13 protein-coding genes are annotated in these 17,505 nt (G+C 51.7%); 7 read left to right on the forward strand and 6 right to left on the reverse strand.

The window, feature by feature from the left end:
- Positions 1-45 precede the first annotated feature (45 nt).
- From K7G70_RS17195 to rpoD, 3 genes are read left to right on the forward strand one after another with little or no spacing between them, the layout of a single operon-like run.
- Positions 46-489, forward strand: coding sequence for a GatB/YqeY domain-containing protein (locus K7G70_RS17195; protein ID WP_223789896.1), 444 nt, complete (start codon positions 46-48; stop codon positions 487-489).
- A 44-nt stretch (positions 490-533) separates the two neighbouring features.
- A complete protein-coding gene (dnaG, locus tag K7G70_RS17200; protein WP_223789897.1) occupies positions 534-2,231 on the forward strand; it encodes a DNA primase in 1,698 nt (565 codons plus the stop codon).
- Positions 2,232-2,239: 8 nt separating this feature from the next.
- A complete protein-coding gene (rpoD, locus tag K7G70_RS17205; RefSeq protein ID WP_223789898.1) occupies positions 2,240-4,057 on the forward strand; it encodes an RNA polymerase sigma factor RpoD in 1,818 nt (605 codons plus the stop codon).
- Positions 4,058-4,132: 75 nt separating this feature from the next.
- Here the strand turns inward: rpoD and K7G70_RS17210 are convergent, their stop codons facing one another.
- Positions 4,133-4,930: a peptidylprolyl isomerase gene (locus K7G70_RS17210; RefSeq protein WP_223789899.1), complete on the reverse strand. Its 798-nt coding sequence runs from the start codon at positions 4,928-4,930 to the stop codon at positions 4,133-4,135.
- A gap of 18 nt (positions 4,931-4,948) precedes the next feature.
- The gene (locus K7G70_RS17215; RefSeq protein WP_223789900.1) at positions 4,949-5,245 is read right to left on the reverse strand and encodes a BolA family protein; all 297 of its coding nucleotides are present in this window, start codon (positions 5,243-5,245) and stop codon (positions 4,949-4,951) included.
- Positions 5,246-5,331: 86 nt separating this feature from the next.
- Between K7G70_RS17215 and arsC the strand changes: the two genes are divergently transcribed.
- Positions 5,332-5,679 carry an arsenate reductase (glutaredoxin) gene (arsC, locus tag K7G70_RS17220; RefSeq protein ID WP_223789901.1) on the forward strand — a complete coding sequence of 116 codons (348 nt, stop codon included), beginning with the start codon at positions 5,332-5,334 and terminating at the stop codon, positions 5,677-5,679.
- Entirely contained in the window at positions 5,676-6,248 is a 573-nt protein-coding gene (gene wrbA / locus K7G70_RS17225; RefSeq protein WP_223789902.1) for an NAD(P)H:quinone oxidoreductase, read from the forward strand. Before arsC ends, wrbA begins: the two co-directional genes overlap by 4 nt.
- A gap of 16 nt (positions 6,249-6,264) precedes the next feature.
- Here the strand turns inward: wrbA and K7G70_RS17230 are convergent, their stop codons facing one another.
- A complete protein-coding gene (locus tag K7G70_RS17230; RefSeq protein WP_223789903.1) occupies positions 6,265-7,662 on the reverse strand; it encodes a CPBP family intramembrane glutamic endopeptidase in 1,398 nt (465 codons plus the stop codon).
- Positions 7,663-7,771: 109 nt separating this feature from the next.
- Between K7G70_RS17230 and K7G70_RS17235 the strand changes: the two genes are divergently transcribed.
- A complete protein-coding gene (locus K7G70_RS17235; protein WP_223789904.1) occupies positions 7,772-9,787 on the forward strand; it encodes a DUF7452 domain-containing protein in 2,016 nt (671 codons plus the stop codon).
- Between the two features lie 243 nt (positions 9,788-10,030).
- On the opposite strand, the gene K7G70_RS17240 is transcribed toward K7G70_RS17235, so the two are convergent.
- Positions 10,031-11,767, reverse strand: coding sequence for a hypothetical protein (locus tag K7G70_RS17240; RefSeq protein WP_223789905.1), 1,737 nt, complete (start codon positions 11,765-11,767; stop codon positions 10,031-10,033).
- A gap of 286 nt (positions 11,768-12,053) precedes the next feature.
- Between K7G70_RS17240 and K7G70_RS17245 the strand changes: the two genes are divergently transcribed.
- A complete protein-coding gene (locus K7G70_RS17245) occupies positions 12,054-14,021 on the forward strand; it encodes a DUF7452 domain-containing protein (RefSeq protein ID WP_223789906.1) in 1,968 nt (655 codons plus the stop codon).
- 34 nt (positions 14,022-14,055) lie between these two features.
- Here the strand turns inward: K7G70_RS17245 and K7G70_RS17250 are convergent, their stop codons facing one another.
- Together K7G70_RS17250 and K7G70_RS17255 are read right to left on the reverse strand one after the other, a co-directional pair.
- On the reverse strand, positions 14,056-14,631 hold the full coding sequence (locus K7G70_RS17250) for a Maf family protein (RefSeq protein ID WP_223789907.1): 576 nt from the start codon (positions 14,629-14,631) through the stop codon (positions 14,056-14,058).
- Entirely contained in the window at positions 14,628-17,495 is a 2,868-nt protein-coding gene (locus K7G70_RS17255; RefSeq protein ID WP_223789908.1) for a serine/threonine-protein kinase, read from the reverse strand. Before K7G70_RS17255 ends, K7G70_RS17250 begins: the two co-directional genes overlap by 4 nt.
- Positions 17,496-17,505: the final 10 nt, after the last annotated feature.

The following is a 17,505-nucleotide window of genomic DNA, read 5'->3' on the forward strand; positions in this document are numbered from 1 at the left end:
CTGACCGATCAAGCCCAATCAATCACCCACCCCAGGAAAGCAATCATGACGCTCAAAGCGCAAATCATGGATGACATCAAGCGTGCCATGAAAGCCAAGGACAAAGCAACCGTTGGCACCATTCGCATGCTCACCGCCGCCATCAAACAAGTGGAAGTGGATGAGCGTCGCGAATTGGCTGATGCCGACGTGTTGGACATTGTGGGCAAAATGATCAAACAGCGCAAGGACGCCGCCAACCAATTTGAGCAAGCCGGTAGAACCGATCTGTTGGACCAAGAGCTGGCTGAAATTGCCATTTTGACCCATTACTTGCCCCAGCAACTGACCGCGGAAGAAATCACTGCGATTGTTGCTGAAACCATTGCCGCAACCAACGCCAGTGGCATGCAAGACATGGGTCAGGTCATGGGCCAGGTCAAAGCCAAAGTGGGCTTGAAAGCCGACATGGGCCAGGTCAGCCAAATCGTTAAGGCGGCTTTGTCATAACCCCCTCTTATAGTATCATCATGGATTTGACCGCGTAGTGGCTTGTGGCATCCATTCCCAATGAATTCATCGACGAGTTGTTGGATCGCATCGACATTTGCGATGTGATTGGCGCGCGCGTGTCGCTGAAAAAAGCCGGCAAGGACTTCGCCGGTTTGTGTCCGTTTCACGCCGAAAACACCCCCTCTTTCACGGTGTCGCAACAAAAACAGTTCTACCACTGTTTCGGTTGTGGCAAGAACGGCAGTGCCATTGGCTTTTTGATGGAATACGAGGGCCTGGATTTTGTCGATGCGGTCAAAGACCTGGCCCAATTGGCCGGGGTTGAGGTGCCGATGACCGGCGGCACCGGTGGTCAATCGAACAAATCCAATTTGTACAGCGTCACCGAAAAAACCACCCGCATCTTCCAACATCAACTGAAAAATGCCCCGGCGGTGATCGACTATTTGAAAAATCGGCGCATCTCAGGCACCACCAGCCAAACGTTTCAGCTGGGCTACGCCCTGGATGAGTGGGATGGCCTGATGAAACGGTTCAGCCCCGAAGAACATGGGCTGTTGGACAAAACGGGCTTGATCACACACAATGACCGCGGTCGGACTTACGACAAATTCCGCAACCGCCTGATGTTCCCCATCCACGACAAACGGGGGCGGGTGATTGCCTTTGGCGGACGTGCGATTGAAGCCGAGCAAAAGCCCAAGTATCTGAATTCACCGGAAACCGAATTGTTCCACAAAAGCCAGGAACTGTATGGTTTTCACCTGGCCCGCAAACACAGCCAGGAAGACCACATCTTGGTGGTGGAAGGCTACATGGATGTGATCGCCTTGCACGAACATGGCATCACCAACGCGGTCGCCACTTTGGGCACCGCCACCTCGGCCCAACACATCAGCAACCTGTTCAAAACCTGGGACCGGATCGTGTTTTGTTTTGACGGGGATTCCGCCGGGGTCCAAGCGGCTGACAAAGCCCTGTTGACGGCTTTGCCGCTGTATTTGGACAACCGCATCATTGACTTTTTGTTCTTGCCAGAGGGTGAAGATCCAGACAGTTTCATCAGCCAACATGGGGCCGAGGCTTTTCGCCAACAGCTGGCCGATGCCGAGCCCTTGTCAGAACGGCTGCTGAAGATCATTGGACGCCAAATCAACACCCAAACCATCGACGGCAAGGCCCAATTCCAAGAAAAAGCCAAACCCTTCATCAATCAATTGCCCAAAGGAGCCTTCAAGAACATGATGGCCGAACAGGTGGCCCGCATCACCGGCCTGGCGCTGGATGCCAAATCGGCCGCCGTGACTGCGCCTAAACAGCCGCAAAACCTCAGCAACAACCCCATGCGGCAGGTGATCAGTTTGTTGCTGAATTCACCGCAACTGTGTGAAAAAATCCCCAATGCACTCAACTTCAGAAATTTATCGTTTAAAGGCATTGAAATTATTGATAAAATCGTTGAAATTCATCGCCAGAACCCCCACATCAACGCAGCGGCGATGCTGGAAAAGTTCAGGGACAGCGAATACAGCCAATATCTGGGGCAATTGATGCGCCGATATGATCATTTGGATGAGCAACAGCAAGCCATGGAATTTGATGACATCATGAATTACCTGCTTAAGCTGACCACCCAGGCTCAGATTGAAGGCTTGAGAATCAAACAAATGCAGTCCGGACTGAGTGACGAAGAAAAACAAACTTTGGTACAACTGTTGCGCCAACGTAACCACAATTAGACAAACATATGGCAACTGAAAAACAAACTTCACAAATCAAACTCCTGATCCTTAAAGGTAAGGAACAAGGCTACCTCACCTATGCCGAGGTCAATGACCACTTACCCGATGACATCATTGAGACCGATTCAGTTGAAGACATCATTCAGATGATCAACGACATGGGCATTCAAGTGCTTGAAGAAGCCCCTGAAGAAGACAGCATCATCCTGAATGACTCCACCGCCAAAGAAGACGATGACACCGCCACCGAAGAAGCCGTGGCCGTGTTGTCAGCCGTGGACCCCAGCATTGGACGCACCACCGATCCAGTGCGCATGTACATGCGCGAAATGGGTTCGGTAGAGTTGTTGGAACGCAAAGACGAAATCGCCATTGCCCAACGCATCGAGCGCTGTGATCATTTGATCATGGAGTCGGCTTTCTTGTTTCCGCAAACCATCAAAACCATCCTGGAGTTCTATCAGGACATGCTGGATGAAGAATTGAAAATTGAACAATTCATCACCGACATTTACGACCCCCACACCGAAGCGGTGATCCCCAAAGTCAAAAAGCCCACCGATCCTGTGGATGAAGACGAGGAGGAAGAGGAAGAAGAAGTCGACCAAGGTCTGGACATGGACGAAGTGGCCAAACGCATCAAAGCGGTGGACAAACTGTTCAAAAAATTCCAGACTTCGGTGGAGAAAAATGGCATCGGTGAAGCCAAACAGAAAAACTTCATGCGCCAAATCGCCGACATCTTGGTGGAGTTCAAGTTTGCCCCAAGCACCATGGCCGACATCATTTTCGATGTGAAATCGGCACAGGATGAAATCCGCAAAATCGAACGCCGCATATTGGACATCGCCGTCAACCAATGTAAGTTGACCCGCCAGGTGTTCATCCGCTCGTTCATGAACAAAGAAACCGACTTGACCTGGGTCGATGACCGCATCAAAGATGGTGGCGACTCGGTGACCATGCTGGAAATCTACAAAGATGAAATCATCGCCCTGCAAAACAAATTGATCCGCATCGAGCATACTTACTCATTGCTGATTCCGGAAATCAAATCAATCAACCGCAACGTCACGGTCAACGAAGCCAAATCCAGACGGGCCAAGAAAGAAATGATCGAGGCCAACCTGCGATTGGTGATTTCGATCGCCAAGAAATACACCAACCGGGGTTTGCAATTTTTGGATTTGATCCAAGAAGGTAACATCGGTTTGATGAAAGCGGTGGAAAAATTTGAGTACCGCCGGGGTTACAAGTTTTCGACCTATGCCACCTGGTGGATCAGACAGGCCATCACCCGGTCGATTGCCGACCAGGCCCGCACCATCCGCATCCCGGTGCACATGATTGAAACCATCAACAAACTGAACCGCGTGTCGCGTCAGTTGTTGCAAGAAAAAGGCCGCGAAGCGACGCCTGAAGAGATTGCCCAAGAGATGGAAATGCCGGTGGGTAAAGTGCGCAAAGTGATCAAGATTGCCAAACAACCCATTTCCATGGAAACCCCAATTGGTGATGACGAAGATTCGAGCTTGGGTGATTTCATTGAAGATGGCAACATCCTGTCGCCACTGGAATCCACCACTGCCAACGGCTTGACCAACACCGTGACCAACCTGTTGTCCGGCCTGACCCCTCGTGAAGCCAAGGTGTTGCGCATGCGTTTTGGCATCGACATGAACACCGACCACACGTTGGAGGAAGTGGGCAAACAATTCGATGTGACCCGTGAACGGATCCGACAAATTGAAGCCAAAGCGCTGAGAAAATTGCGCCACCCCAGCCGCTCTGAGCAGTTGCGCAGCTTCATGGATTTGAACTGATCTGTCAGGTTAACAGCCACATCAAAAAAGGCCTCTGCTTGAGGCCTTTTTTTTGTGCTTATAGACTGGCCGCGTTCAGTCCTGAACTTGGACTTTGGCTTTGATCACTGCCAACTGGCGATAACGCTCAATCAACTGACGCTCCAAAGAGGCTTGGATGCCGGCTTTGACCTGCTCATAATCCGGTGCCGCCAAAGCCCGTTTGTCCTGTAAAAACAACACGTGCACACCAAACTGGCTGTTGATCACTTGCCCGTAATGTTGTCCTGGCTGCAGGGTCTCCAGTGGCGCCCTGAAGGCTTCCGGCACTTGCATGATGTTGACCCAACCAATGTCGCCGACATTCTTGGCTTGCGGCAAAGCGGCCAAATAGCTCGCTTCCAAATCCACATAAGACGCCCCGGCGGCCAATTGATCCAAAGCGGTCAAAGCGGCCACTTCGTCCTGATACAACAGGTGGCGCACGTGGTATTCCACACCTTTGAGTTCTGCAGTCACCCGTTGGTATTCTTCCTTGATGGCTTCTTCGGTGATGGGCCGGTCCGCCAGGTATTGCTCAATGGCGGCTTGCGCCATGACTTGATGACGGGCCATCTCCATGCGCAACGACTCAGTTAATGCAGGTTGGATGTCATTGACCTTGGCTTGGTGGGCCAAAGCCATTTGTTGGATCAACTCATCCAGCGCCCGTTGCCGTTGTTGGGCATTGGGCTCGGTCACGCCTTGGCTTTGCAGGTAGGTCTGCAGGTACTGCTCGGTCAAGCCCCAGTCGCCGACTTGTGCCAACACCGGTGAGTGATCAGCGATGGATTGGGTGGCTTCTTGTTGGCAAGCCAACAGCGGAACAAATAACAACAGCATCAGGTATTTCATGGGTTTGGTTTATTCAGGTTAGGGTGAAACGGCATTAGGGGTGAGGGCCTCGACTTCCAAGGCATGGATGCGGCCATTTTGAAACAAGTCAGTCAGTTGTTGATAGACCAGGCGATGACTTTGAATGCGATTCAAGCCGGCAAAGGCATCGGCCACCACCCGCACCGCAAAGTGCCCCCCGCCCGATTGGGCCCCGGCATGCCCCACATGCAAGTGGGAGTTGTCGGTGACTGCGGCTGATGCAGCACCCCATAGCAGCAGCAACTGCTCAATCTGTTCCGCGGTTTGTTGGTGTTGGCTCATGAATTCGGTCATCGGTTTGGGTCAACTTGACGGCATGACAAGGCCACCATTATAACGTAAAATAGCGGGCTTTAAAGACCAAGCCTCACACCACCCACATGGCCCAATACACCATTTATCACAACCCCCGTTGTTCCAAATCCAGAGCCACTTTGGCGCTGTTACAAGCGCACACCGATGACATCGAAATCATCAAGTACCTGGAGCAACCACCCTCGGTTGCGACCCTGCAACAGTTGCTCATAGCCTTGGGCCTGCCCGCGCAAGCCATTTTGCGACGCGGAGAAAGCGAGTACAAAGCACATGGCTTTGCCGAAGCCGATGAGGCCAGCGTCCTGGCCTTGTTACAAGCGCATCCCAAAGTGCTGGAACGCCCCATCGTGGTGCACCAAGACCGCGCGGTGATTGGTCGCCCACCCGAAAATGTCCTGGATTTGTTCTCATGACCCGCATCCTGATCCTGTACTACTCCAAACACGGCAACACCCAACGCATGGCGCGGCTGATGGCCCGAGGCGTTGAGTCGATTGACGGATGTGAAGCGGTGTTGCGCACCGTGGAGTCAGACTTGCCCGATGCCGAGGCACCCAATGACGTGCTGGTCACCGAACAAGACATGATCGACTGTGACGGCATGGTGCTGGGCAGCCCCAGCTACTTTGGCAACATGGCTTCACCCTTGAAAAAATTCATCGACACCACCGGCAACCTGTGGTTTTCTGCGGCCATGGAAGGCAAGCCTGGCAGTGTGTTTTGTACCGCCTCATCTTTGCACGGCGGTCAAGAAACCACTTTGATGAACATGATGGTGCCGCTGTTGCACTTTGGCATGTTGATCATGGGTTTGCCCTATTCCGAAAAGTCTTTGCTGTACACCCAATCAGGCGGCTCCCCCTATGGCGCCACCCATTGGGCTGACTTTGAATCCAATCGCGACATCGACAAAAACGAGAAACAATTGTGTCTGGCACAAGGCAAACGCATGGCCGAAATGGCCAAAAAACTGCGCGCCTGAAATCGCCCCGTAGTCGCTACAAAAAGAAATGCCCAATCCGCGCCGAGCCCAACCACGGGTCGCTCATGAATTGATAGAACATCAATGCCAACAGGGCATGTGAGAAACTGTTGAGGTACAGGTTGCGGTAGCGCAGCCAACTGTAGGACCACACCACACCGCCAGCCAGCGTGGCCAACATGAGCATGTGGTTCGGCGCATGCACCACCGAAAACAACACCCCGACCAGCACCGCAAGGGTTCCATCTGACACCGTTAATTCCGTCCGCAAGTGGTCGGTCATGACCGGCCCCAACAACAGCTGTTGCACCCAGGCCCACAGGAAATACATGGGCAAACCAGTGATGAAGCCACCGTGCCGGCCTGAGTACAGCCACATCACCAGCGCCACCAATAAAGTCCCGATCAACACCGGCCAGCCAAACTGTGATGGGCGCTTGAAATGGGTCCTGAAACCCCACATCAAAGCCACCGCCCCCAACGGCACCAGCCAATACAATATTTGGCCCAAATCAAACGGCCACTTGATGTGCATCAAACCGATACCCAAAGGCACCAAGCCCACCACAGCGAACAGGCGCAGGCGCTGTTTGACCGGGTGTGAGGCCTGACTCCAGGCGCCAACCACCACCCACAACAAGCCCGCTGCAAACAACAGCCACAACAGCGGTGCAAGCGGTGATGTCGGCACCACCAATTGTTGGCTCAGTCCAGCACGTTGGGTCTGCTGATCATGGTGGTGCATTTGATTGGTCAACCAACACGCGCTGTTAAACCACGATGGCTGGTTTTGGCAAAGCTGGACCTGAATGGTCAGCCCGCGGGTATCTGGCCACTGGGCCAGTTCGATGGAACCCAAAGACCAGGTGCTGCCAGCTGGGCCGTAAAAGCGCACCACCAAGGCATCCAATGTGGGCAAGTCAGACCAATTCATTGACTGGGTTGACCAATGGCCATCGTCACCCATTTTCTGTGACCACCGCAATTGCGCCAAATCCATGGCTTGATTCAACTTCGAAGCAGGCAGCTCACCAGAATCAAAGTACCTCGGCGTGGTCTGGTCTGAAAATTCAAGTCGAAAACGACTGCCCTCAGGCAGCGTGCCGCGGGTGGTGATGGTCAACAGCCCTTGCCATCGGGGATCCAGGTACTGCCCAGCGAAGTGCATGGATATGGCCGGTTCTGGCCCCGCACTCAGCAAACCGTCCGCGACCATTTGCCATTCGTCTTGAAAACTGGAAACCACCTGTGCCCGGCTGGACAGGTCCCAGAAAAAAGCCAAGGACTGGCTGTTGATTTGCGCGGCACGCGATGCGTTTTGCTCATGCACGTGTATCGCCACATAGGCCCACGAAAACACCGCCATCAGTGACCAAATCAGCCCCAACAACAGCCATTGAAAGACCCGCCTCATGGCCCAACCCCTTGCTGGCCATGGGCGAAGAAATCGCTGTGATGTGTCATCTTTTTGGTCACAAATCCGAATCCTGAGTACAAGTCATTTTAAATTCAAAGAGACCATCATGAAACAACTGATCACAATTATTTTACTCACCTTTGCCTGGTTCACCGAGGCCGCCAATTGGCCTGACACCGTGGCGCCCTGTAACACCACCCTCCAAGCCTGTGTGGATGGGGTGGCAGAATATGAAACCATTTTCATCAACACGTCAACCGTGATCGATGAGTCCATCTCAGCCATCAAATCCGTGTCATTGGTCGCTGGCAACGGTTATCGACCGGTGTTTGCTGCTGGACGTCATGTAGAATTGACCCATGTGGCCAACAGCAATCGCACCACCCGCATTGAAGGCCTCACTTTTGAGCGGGGACGGATTGCTTATAACCACCAATCCGGCTCCACCACCGGTGGCGCCTTGGTCATCAGAAACAACCGGGTGCTGGACAATGCTTTCCAATTTGAAAGCATCCGCATCTTGAACTTCTCCAACCAAACCCTGACACTCAATGTGGATTACAACCAAGTGCATTACACCGCCACATCTGGCAGCTCCAATTCACGCGGTGCCATTCGCGTACAAACCGGTTTCAGCCCCACTTCTGGCAGCAGTGGGGTCACTTTTGGCCGCATTTATGGCAACAGTGTGTTCACCGCAGGGCCTGATTCAATCGGTATCGGACTGTTCACCTACGCCGACACTGAATTGAGCCTTGATGTGGGTGGTAATGAGGTCTGGGGCGGTCAGACCGGTGGCTTGTTTTCGTTCAGCACCGGCGGTACTGCTTTGGTTGATTTGGACATCGGTAACAACGCTTTTTATGCCAACGCTGTCGGCGAATTGTTCCGCGGGGTGTTTTTGCAGTCATTTGCTGGCACCACCTCGGCTGACATCGTCAACAACACCGCCTTGGGCGCCTTTGATGCTTTCAATTTCGATGAATCCACCCCTGGGGCCCTCGATGTCTACCTGTATAACAATTTGATGGCCTATGGCAGCGCTGCTGTTTATACCGACAGCCAAACCACCCTGACCAACGATTTCAATTTGTCTTACATGAATTCATTTTCAGACCCAGATTTTATACCAGGTCCCAACCACTTGAATGTCAACCCCGAAATCATGGGCCTGCACAATGGCCGCCTGCGTCCGGGCTCTCCAGCCCTGGAGGCTGGCAATGGCCTGGCCTTGTTGGCTTTGGGCGCCACCCCATTTGTCGATGCCGATGGCACCAGTCGAATCAAAAAAGGGGACGCATCAGTCGGCGCGCAATTGGTCGACATTGGGGCCTATGAAAGCGGTGATTTGTTTTTTAACCACGTGACCAACAGTGCCGGCCACATCAGCACCATGGACAACGATGCTTTCAATGACAACAGCGCCCTGGACAACATCCATGTCACCGCCAACTGGAACCCGCCCGGTGGCAGCGGGGTTTACAACAACGACCATGAAGGCATTTACTATGCCAGTGGTTTTTGGCGCATCTTCAACCAAGGCTTCACCGCCTTTGAGCCCAACGCCACTTTCAATGTGCACCAATATGGCAACACCTCCAACACCATTGAACACACCGCCAGTGGCGGCAACAACAACACCGTGATCGACCACAGCAGTTTGAACAATCAAAGCGACCGCATCGTACAAGTCACGCAAAACTGGATTGGTGAATACAACCCGCATCCAGTGGGCGTGTTGTATTTTTCAGGCTCGTGGCTGATTGCCAACTTTGATTTGGCCAACATCCCGGCCAACAGCCACTTCAACGTGTACAGCCAACCACCCAGCAAGAGTGCGTTCAAACATGTGGCCAGTGCCGCCAACACCTTTGATCAAGTCACTTATTTGGACCACCCTTTGATCAATGGCGTGGCTTGTGCCGAACTCCAAGTCACCCAAAGTGGCGAGCAAGGGGTGTTCAATGACGCGCCCATTGGGGTGTATTATGAAGCAGGCAGCTGGAGCATTTATAACCAGGACTTGAGTGACATGCTGCCCAATTCGGCCTTTCACATTATGGTCAACCCAGCCCAGATCGCCGAGTGTACCGACTTGATCTATGCCGACGATTTTCAGTGAATGAAACGACTTTGCCCTGATGTCCTGTCAGGGCAAGGCCAATCCTTGTTTGGCGCAAAAAATCACACAAGGCGAATCACTCCAACGGGCTCTATGGCTTGGATATGTCAGAAACGTTCAGGCCCGGATATTCTGAAGCTTTACTTGCTGTGGCTCAATTAACTGTCTTGACAGTCAACAATTGTTTTCAGCGGCCACATCTGAGATTCGGAAACGCCGACAGACTCCAGCTCAACTCACCGATCAATCAAAGTCATCGGCAAAGATTAAATCCAATGGGTAGCTCTCAAGTCCACCCAAATCATATGAACCGTGCAAGTTTGGTCTGCTGTTGTCGACCGGTCTTGCCAATCCATTGGCAGAAGTATTTGATCGCACACCCAACAAACTTGAATCACAATAATCAACCAGCGTGTTAACCAAACGGTAATCTCCAGCGGCCCGGTCTACAAAGCTGGGCGTTTGGTCGGTTGAACGAGGTTCGAGTGCAAATGATCCCAAGGGATCAATTCTGTTGCAATCCCCAACCGGATCAGCGCCCAAAGTGGTCAGATCAACAGACTCAGTGAAACCATTGAATTCATAAAATATGGACCCGACCACCAAGACTTCATGCACATCACCAAAGGTCGTTGGATAAGCCACTTCAATCACCCGATCCATGTCTTCGTTGTCGATAAATGTAGAGAATCCAATGTGAGCAGAAGATTCATCCAGGTACACTACTTGTGAAGCGTTCCTGTTCTTGGCAAAGACATTACCGACCATGGTCACATCGGTAAAAATTGAATCAAAAGGCATGAACCGGGCCCTGATGGCGCTGCCATGAAAGGCAGAATTGCCTTCCAGATAAGTGCCAGTTACGGTCAATGTACCACCAAAAGTGGCGATGGCTCCACCGCCTTGGAATGATGAATCACTACCGAAAACCCTGTTTTCAGAAACCGTTGAACAGCGATCCTCGGTGTGGCATTGCGCCCCAGGTAAGGTTCGCTGAATGATCACTTGACCATTGTTCGAACGAATCCCGCCGCCAGTCGATGTGGCCGTGTTGTTGTTGATGATGGCATCACTGGCCACCAGACTGGCGCCGCCCGCCACCGCAATACCACCACCATTTTGAGCTGAGTTTGAAATGACTGCGGCCTGACCACTGGAAAAAACTGAATGGCTGTCCAGACTGATTTCAGCATGGTTATTGGCATAGATGCCCCCACCAAAGAATCCCGCTTCATTCAGGATGATGCCTTGCAAGGGGCCTGCGCCAGATTGGTAATAAATACAGTCATTGTTGGCATAGATGGCGCCACCACTCTCTGTGGCCACATTGCCCATCAACTGGGTGTCAAATACAGTGATGACTGCCAGGCCATCACATGCAATGGCGCCACCATTGGTGGCGGTGTTGTTGTTGAGGATGCTGTTACCATAAACAAAAACCTCTGGAAATGAGACCAAGCTGTTGTTTGAGGGTTCCACAAAGATGGCACCACCATCACCTACACTGCTGTTGTTGTGCAGGTAAACATTGACCAACTCAACGCCCCAACTGCCGGCAATATGCATCACACCACCCGATGTACCTCGATTTCCACCGGAAATTTCCAAATCCACCAAAGAGAGTACATCAATCGCGCCACCGGTCAATTCACTCTCGGTGACCAGAAAGATGGCACCATTGAAGCCACTGCCATCGAGCACCGTTCTGCCTGAAGGCGTTTCGTCTGTACAATCATCAAAGCCACCCCGAATGCTGGTGTTCCGGGCTGACAAAACCTGAAAGGTGTCCAAAACATAGTTTTTTGACACCCTGATTTCCAAAAAATCAGAAGCGGGTTCATTGAAACTGACTGCAGAAATGCTGTTGTAATCACATGTGGGGTCCGTATCTGGCCCCACAGTCACTGTGGTGCTGGATCCAGCGTAAGACTCGCTGACCAATGAAATTAACAAGGTAACCACCCAAATAATACGCATCATGATAAATCTCCTGAAATGCTGAAAAAAGCTTGACTGAGTCGGAAACAACATTGGCTCTAGAACAGTCAGATACACACCATTTCATTTCGTAATCCAGACGCAATACATGACACCATAAGGTCAATAATTGACTGTATCATCAACTCATTTAAACCCTCAGTTATGGCATTCCACTGAAAACTGAACCCTTGTCCAAAACCATTTGGAATATCAATGGATGCCATGTCAGGAAATCATGGGCTTTCACGAATTCAAAGTTCATAAACCATTTATTTCAGAGGGAAACATGAAAATCATCACCACCATCACTTTACTCATCATCGCACAATTGGGACTGGCTGTTGATTGGCCTGGTATCACCGCACCTTGTAACAGCTCCTTACAAGCGTGTGTCAATGGCAGCGCCGAGCACACCACCATCTTCATCAACACCAATGGTGTGATCAACGAGACCATTGAAACCAACAAAGCCATTTCCCTGGTGGCTGGGAACGGCTATAAGCCGGTGTTTTCCGAAGGGCATCATGTGGAGATAGTCAACACAGCCACCACTCATCGAACGGTGCGGATTGAGGGTTTGACTTTTCTGCGGGGCGGCATCGCCTACACCCATGCATCAGGGTCACTTGCCGATGGTTCGCTGGTGATTAAAAACAACCACATAACTGCCAGCAATTCCTCGATTGGCAACATCAAAATAGTCAACCAATCATGGTATAACGAATTGTCCATAAACGTGGATTTTAACCACCTTCATGATGACCGAATTTACCATGAATCAAACAACACAGTTGACTTAGAAGCATTCAGCAAAATCACTGGGCGCCTCTATGGCAACACCATACGAAACACCGGATTCACACCCAAAGCCATCAATCTATTTTCTTGGGACACTGGTGGATTGGATTTAGACATCATTGGCAACGAGCTCTACAACGGTCACAACAGCACCAGCCTATTTGCCAGAAGTAGCGGAGGTTTAATCCATTTAGACATCGGTCACAATGCATTTTATGCCAATGACAGCAGCGAACTGTATGATGCGATTTTTATTGTCACCCATGGAACCAGCCGCGCCAAATCAAAAATTGTCAACAACACCATTTTGGGTGCCAATATGGCCTTGCAATTCAACCCAGGTCCAGGTCCACAAGACGTCTACTTATACAACAACATAGTGGCCTATTCATTCATGGCAGTCAGGGTGATGAATAATCATGCGGCGATGTACATGGCAAACGATCATAATTTATATCACATGGTATCAAATCCTGACTCACATTTTACTCGCGGACCCAATCACTTGAACATCGATCCTCAGGTCAAAGGCCTGCAAAACGGTCGGCTTGGGCCCGAATCACCGGCCATCGATTCAGGTCATATCTTGAGTTTGCTGGCCCTGGGCGCCGTACCCATGATCGATGCCGATGGCACCAACCGCATCAAATATGGCATCTCCTCCAGTGGCCTGCCACAGCTTGACATGGGCGCTTATGAATTTGGCGACGAATTTTTCATCCATCAAAGCAACACCACGTCCCATGTGAGTCGCATTGAAGATGACGCCATCAACGGCGAGAATACAGCCAATGACATCCACCTGACCGCCAATTGGAACCCCCCAGGTGTCCCAGGTGTTTACAACAACGACAATGAAGGACTGTATTATGCAGGCGGATTTTGGCGCATCTTCAATCAAGGCATACGCCGTTTGGCGCCCAATGCCTCGTTCAATGTCTACCAGTACAACTCTGACAGCTCTTTTGGGCACACCGCATTGGCAGGTGACAGTTACAGCATTTTGGATCACCGCACTTTGGACCAACAGGCCGACCGCATTGTACAGATCACCCAAAGTTGGCGCGGGGTGTACAACCCCCACCCGGTCGGGGTGATGCCTTTCTTTGGTCATTGGTTGGTGGTCAACATGGATTTGGCAGACATCCCAGTTGGTAGTCACTTCAACATCTACAGCCAAGAGCCCAGTAAAAGCGCTTGGACACACATTGCCAGTGAAGCCAACAGCACAAGTCACATCACGTTCCTTGATCACCCATTGATCAATGATGTCAATTGTGCCCAATTACAGGTCACGCAAAGCGCCGAAGAAGGGGTGTTCAATGCGGCACCAATTGGCGTGTATCACACGGGCATTGGCTGGGCCATTTTTAATCAAGACTTCAGCACCATGCAGCCTGGTTCGGCATTCCATGTGATGGTCAACCCAGCACAAATCGATGCCTGCACCGAATGAAGAAAAAATTTAATTGGCCGTATCTGGAACAGCATCAAGGCACGGCCAAACCGGCATGGCGCATAAAGGCAGATAATTGAATCAATGGCAAGCCGACCAAAGCCGTGGGATCTTTGGATTCCACGGCTTCAAACAAACCAATGCCCAAAGACTCAACTTTGAATCCTCCGGCACAATCCAAGGGCTGTTCCAGTTCGATGTAGCGTTCGATTTCCGCCGCACTCAAGGCCCTGAAATGGACTGTGGTTTGGTCCACATGCTGCCATTGTTGCCCACCTGGCGCCAACACACACAGACCTGTAAAGAATTCGGTACGCTTGTTGGCAAATGCTTGCAGCTGCAAAAAGGCCGCCTCAGCGCTGCCGGGTTTGCCCAACACTTGCCCCTCAAAAGCACACACCTGGTCTGAGCCAATGACGATGGCCTCGGGTTGCGTGGCAGCAACCGCCTGGGCTTTTTTGACGGACAACCGCATCGCCAAGGCTGCTGGGGACTCTCCTTGCAAAGGCGTTTCATCGATGTTTGGAGCGTGGCAGGCAAAGGGCAGTTGCAATCGTTGCAACAGCTTGGCCCGATAGCGGGAGGATGAGGCCAGCACCACCGGCTTCACGAATCGTCCAATCTGGCGTTGATGGCCGAGATCAACTGTTCATCGGCAATGACACCGTCATCAATGGCTTGTCGTAAAAGGGCCAACTGCGAGGTGGCGGATTCATCGCCCATCTGTTGCAGCACATCGATCAACGCCAAGCGAATCTGGGTGGTTCTGGGGCCATATTCACCGTGGACACTGACACAGGATTGTAGGCTGATCTCGGCATACTCTTTGGCTTTGGGCCAGTTATTGGCGCGTTGATAATTGTTGCTGATCGACTGGGTCAAAGCAACATGGCGGTCATTGTTCGGCGGGACAATGCCATCTTCAATCAAGCCAATGAATGTTTGATTGGCCAACTCAAATTGTCCGGCCGTGCTGTAAACATTACCCAACACAAATCGGGTGTAGGCAGTCAGTGGGTTCGTTGCACCGGCCACCTCCACAGAGCGTAAGTGATTGGCTTCAGCTTGTGCCACCACATCGGCATCAACCCGTTGGGCACTGGCCAACAATTTCAACCGGGTGTTGATGGCACTGATGGCTTGTTGGCTGTCAATTCCAAATTGTTCGGTGTACAAGTTTTCCGCTTGACGCACCAAGGGCAAAGCCTCGTCAAACCGACCCAAAGCCCCCAGATAATTGGCCAATTCGGTTTGTGCATCCAAAGTCATGCGGTGATCAAAGCCATAATTTTCTGTGGACATGGCCACCACCCGTTGCAAGTCCAGCACCGCTTGTTCCCGATCGCCCCGAGAAAAATTCATTTGGGCCATCAATGACAAGGCCTGCTGACCCATTTGCGATGTGGGCCCATAAGCCAGTTCTGCCAAAGACAAGGCTTCGGTCGCGTCGGCCATCGCCAATTTAACTTGTCCCTGGTTTCTGTGGGCCATGGCACGCTGCACCAAAGCATCCAAACGGGCTGGATGCTGTGAACCAAAGGATTGCTCCAAGGCATCAATCACCCCAGATATTTCTGCCAAAGCCTGATCATTCTGTCCCAGCTGATTGTACAAATAGACCAAGGTGGTGCGCAGGCGTAAGTATTCCGAATTCACCGGAGAAACAAGGCCTTGCACCTGTTCAATGGTTTGTTTGGCCAATGCTGTGGCCGCTTCGGTATCGGACATGGCATCCATTTTTTCGGTCAGTAAGCGGGTACTGACCAACACACCGACCTGATCACCCATGGCTTGATAGGCGGTTCTGGCTTGTTGTGCCCATTTGATGCCACTGGGATAGTCATTGGTGAACGTGCTGTGAGAAGATCGGAGTAACAACAAACGAGCGCTCAAAGCGGGGGCAGGATTGATCATGCGATCCAACTTTGACTCCACTTGGCTCAATAAGCTGGCCGCTGCATCCGCTTTGGACTGGTCCACGTACAATTGGGCCAAGTTCAGTTGTGCCGCCAAATTATCAGGGTCATAAGCGATGGCCGCTTGTAAATTTTCGGTCGCAGCTTGTTCTGCGCCCAAATGATTGAATGCCGCCCCCAAACTGCCCAGCACATCCGACTTCACCCGTTCGTCGGTGAACTCTTTGTAGCCAATTTCTTCGCTGGCCAAGTTCAACACATCAATGGCAGTGATCTGTTGCCCTTCGTGCAGGTCGGGATTGGCGCCAGCAAACACATTGAGCATGAAATCTTTGGCTTGCCTGGCTTTCTCGGCTTCCAATAAGGTTTTGCGGTACTGCAATGACAGCAGGGTGATGGCCACCGTTAAAATAACCACCGAAGTGGTCATGGCAGCGAACAAAGCGCGGCGGCGGCGGGCAAATTTCTGCAACCGATACCACCAGGAATCCGGTGTGGCTTGCACCGGTTTGTTGTCCAACCATGCCGTCCAGTCATTGGCCAACAACTCCATGTTGCGGTAGCGTTTTTGCGGGTCTTGTTGTAAGGCCTGGTTCAGGATGTTGCGCAAATCTTTGTCCGGCACATGGGCTTTCAACTGCTGCCAGATGTGGGTTTCATCATCGACACAAGATTTCAGCAAACGGTCTTTGGGCAACGGGGCATCACCCGTGATCAAAGCCAAACCGACCGCCGCCAAAGAAAACACGTCGGTGGCCACCGAAATGGGGCCTGAATTGATTTGTTCAGGGGCGGCATAAGATGGGGTCAAAGCCATGATGGTGGTTTTTTGCGGGGCCTCTGGCTGGGACATCAACTTGGCAATGCCAAAATCCACCACTTTCAACTGCCCCCGGCCATCCATCAACAAATTGGACGGTTTGATGTCACGGTGCACCACCAAATTGTTGTGCGCATAGGCAATGGCCCGGGCCGCTTGTACCATCCAGCGCACAATTTGTCTGAGACTGGCTTGTTGTTGTTTGGCATACACATCAATGTCGGTGGCCGAATCAATTAATTCCATGACGATATAAGGAACACCAGCCTCGCTGCTGCCACCGTGATGCATGTTGACGATATTGGGATGGCTCAGGCCCGACAAGATTTCTTGCTCAACCGCAAAGCGCTCAGCCAACAAACCACCGGCACTGGGGTGGTCGAAGGTTTTGATGGCCACCGGTTTTTGTGATTCAACGCCCATTCGACGGGCTTTAAACACCGAAGCCATGCCGCCTTGACCCAAAGCTTCCAACAACTCATATTCTCCCAGCTGATCACCCACTTGCAAGGCCTCGCTGGCGCGCATCCCGGCTTGAATTTGGGCACTGATGTCTTGTTGAAAAAATTGGCTGGGTTGGTTGCCGGAGCTGATCAGTTGTAACACCAAACCTTTGATGGTGTCATCGGCGTCGCTGTGTTGCTGCAGCTGTTGCAGGGCATCGGAAACCGTCAAATCCATCAATTTGGCGTAAATTTGATGCGCTTGTTTCCACTGTTCCAGGTTGATTTCAGTCATGCGCTTGAGA

The sequence above is a fragment of the Marinicella meishanensis genome, from assembly GCF_019931145.1.
Taxonomy (GTDB): domain Bacteria; phylum Pseudomonadota; class Gammaproteobacteria; order Xanthomonadales; family Marinicellaceae; genus Marinicella; species Marinicella meishanensis.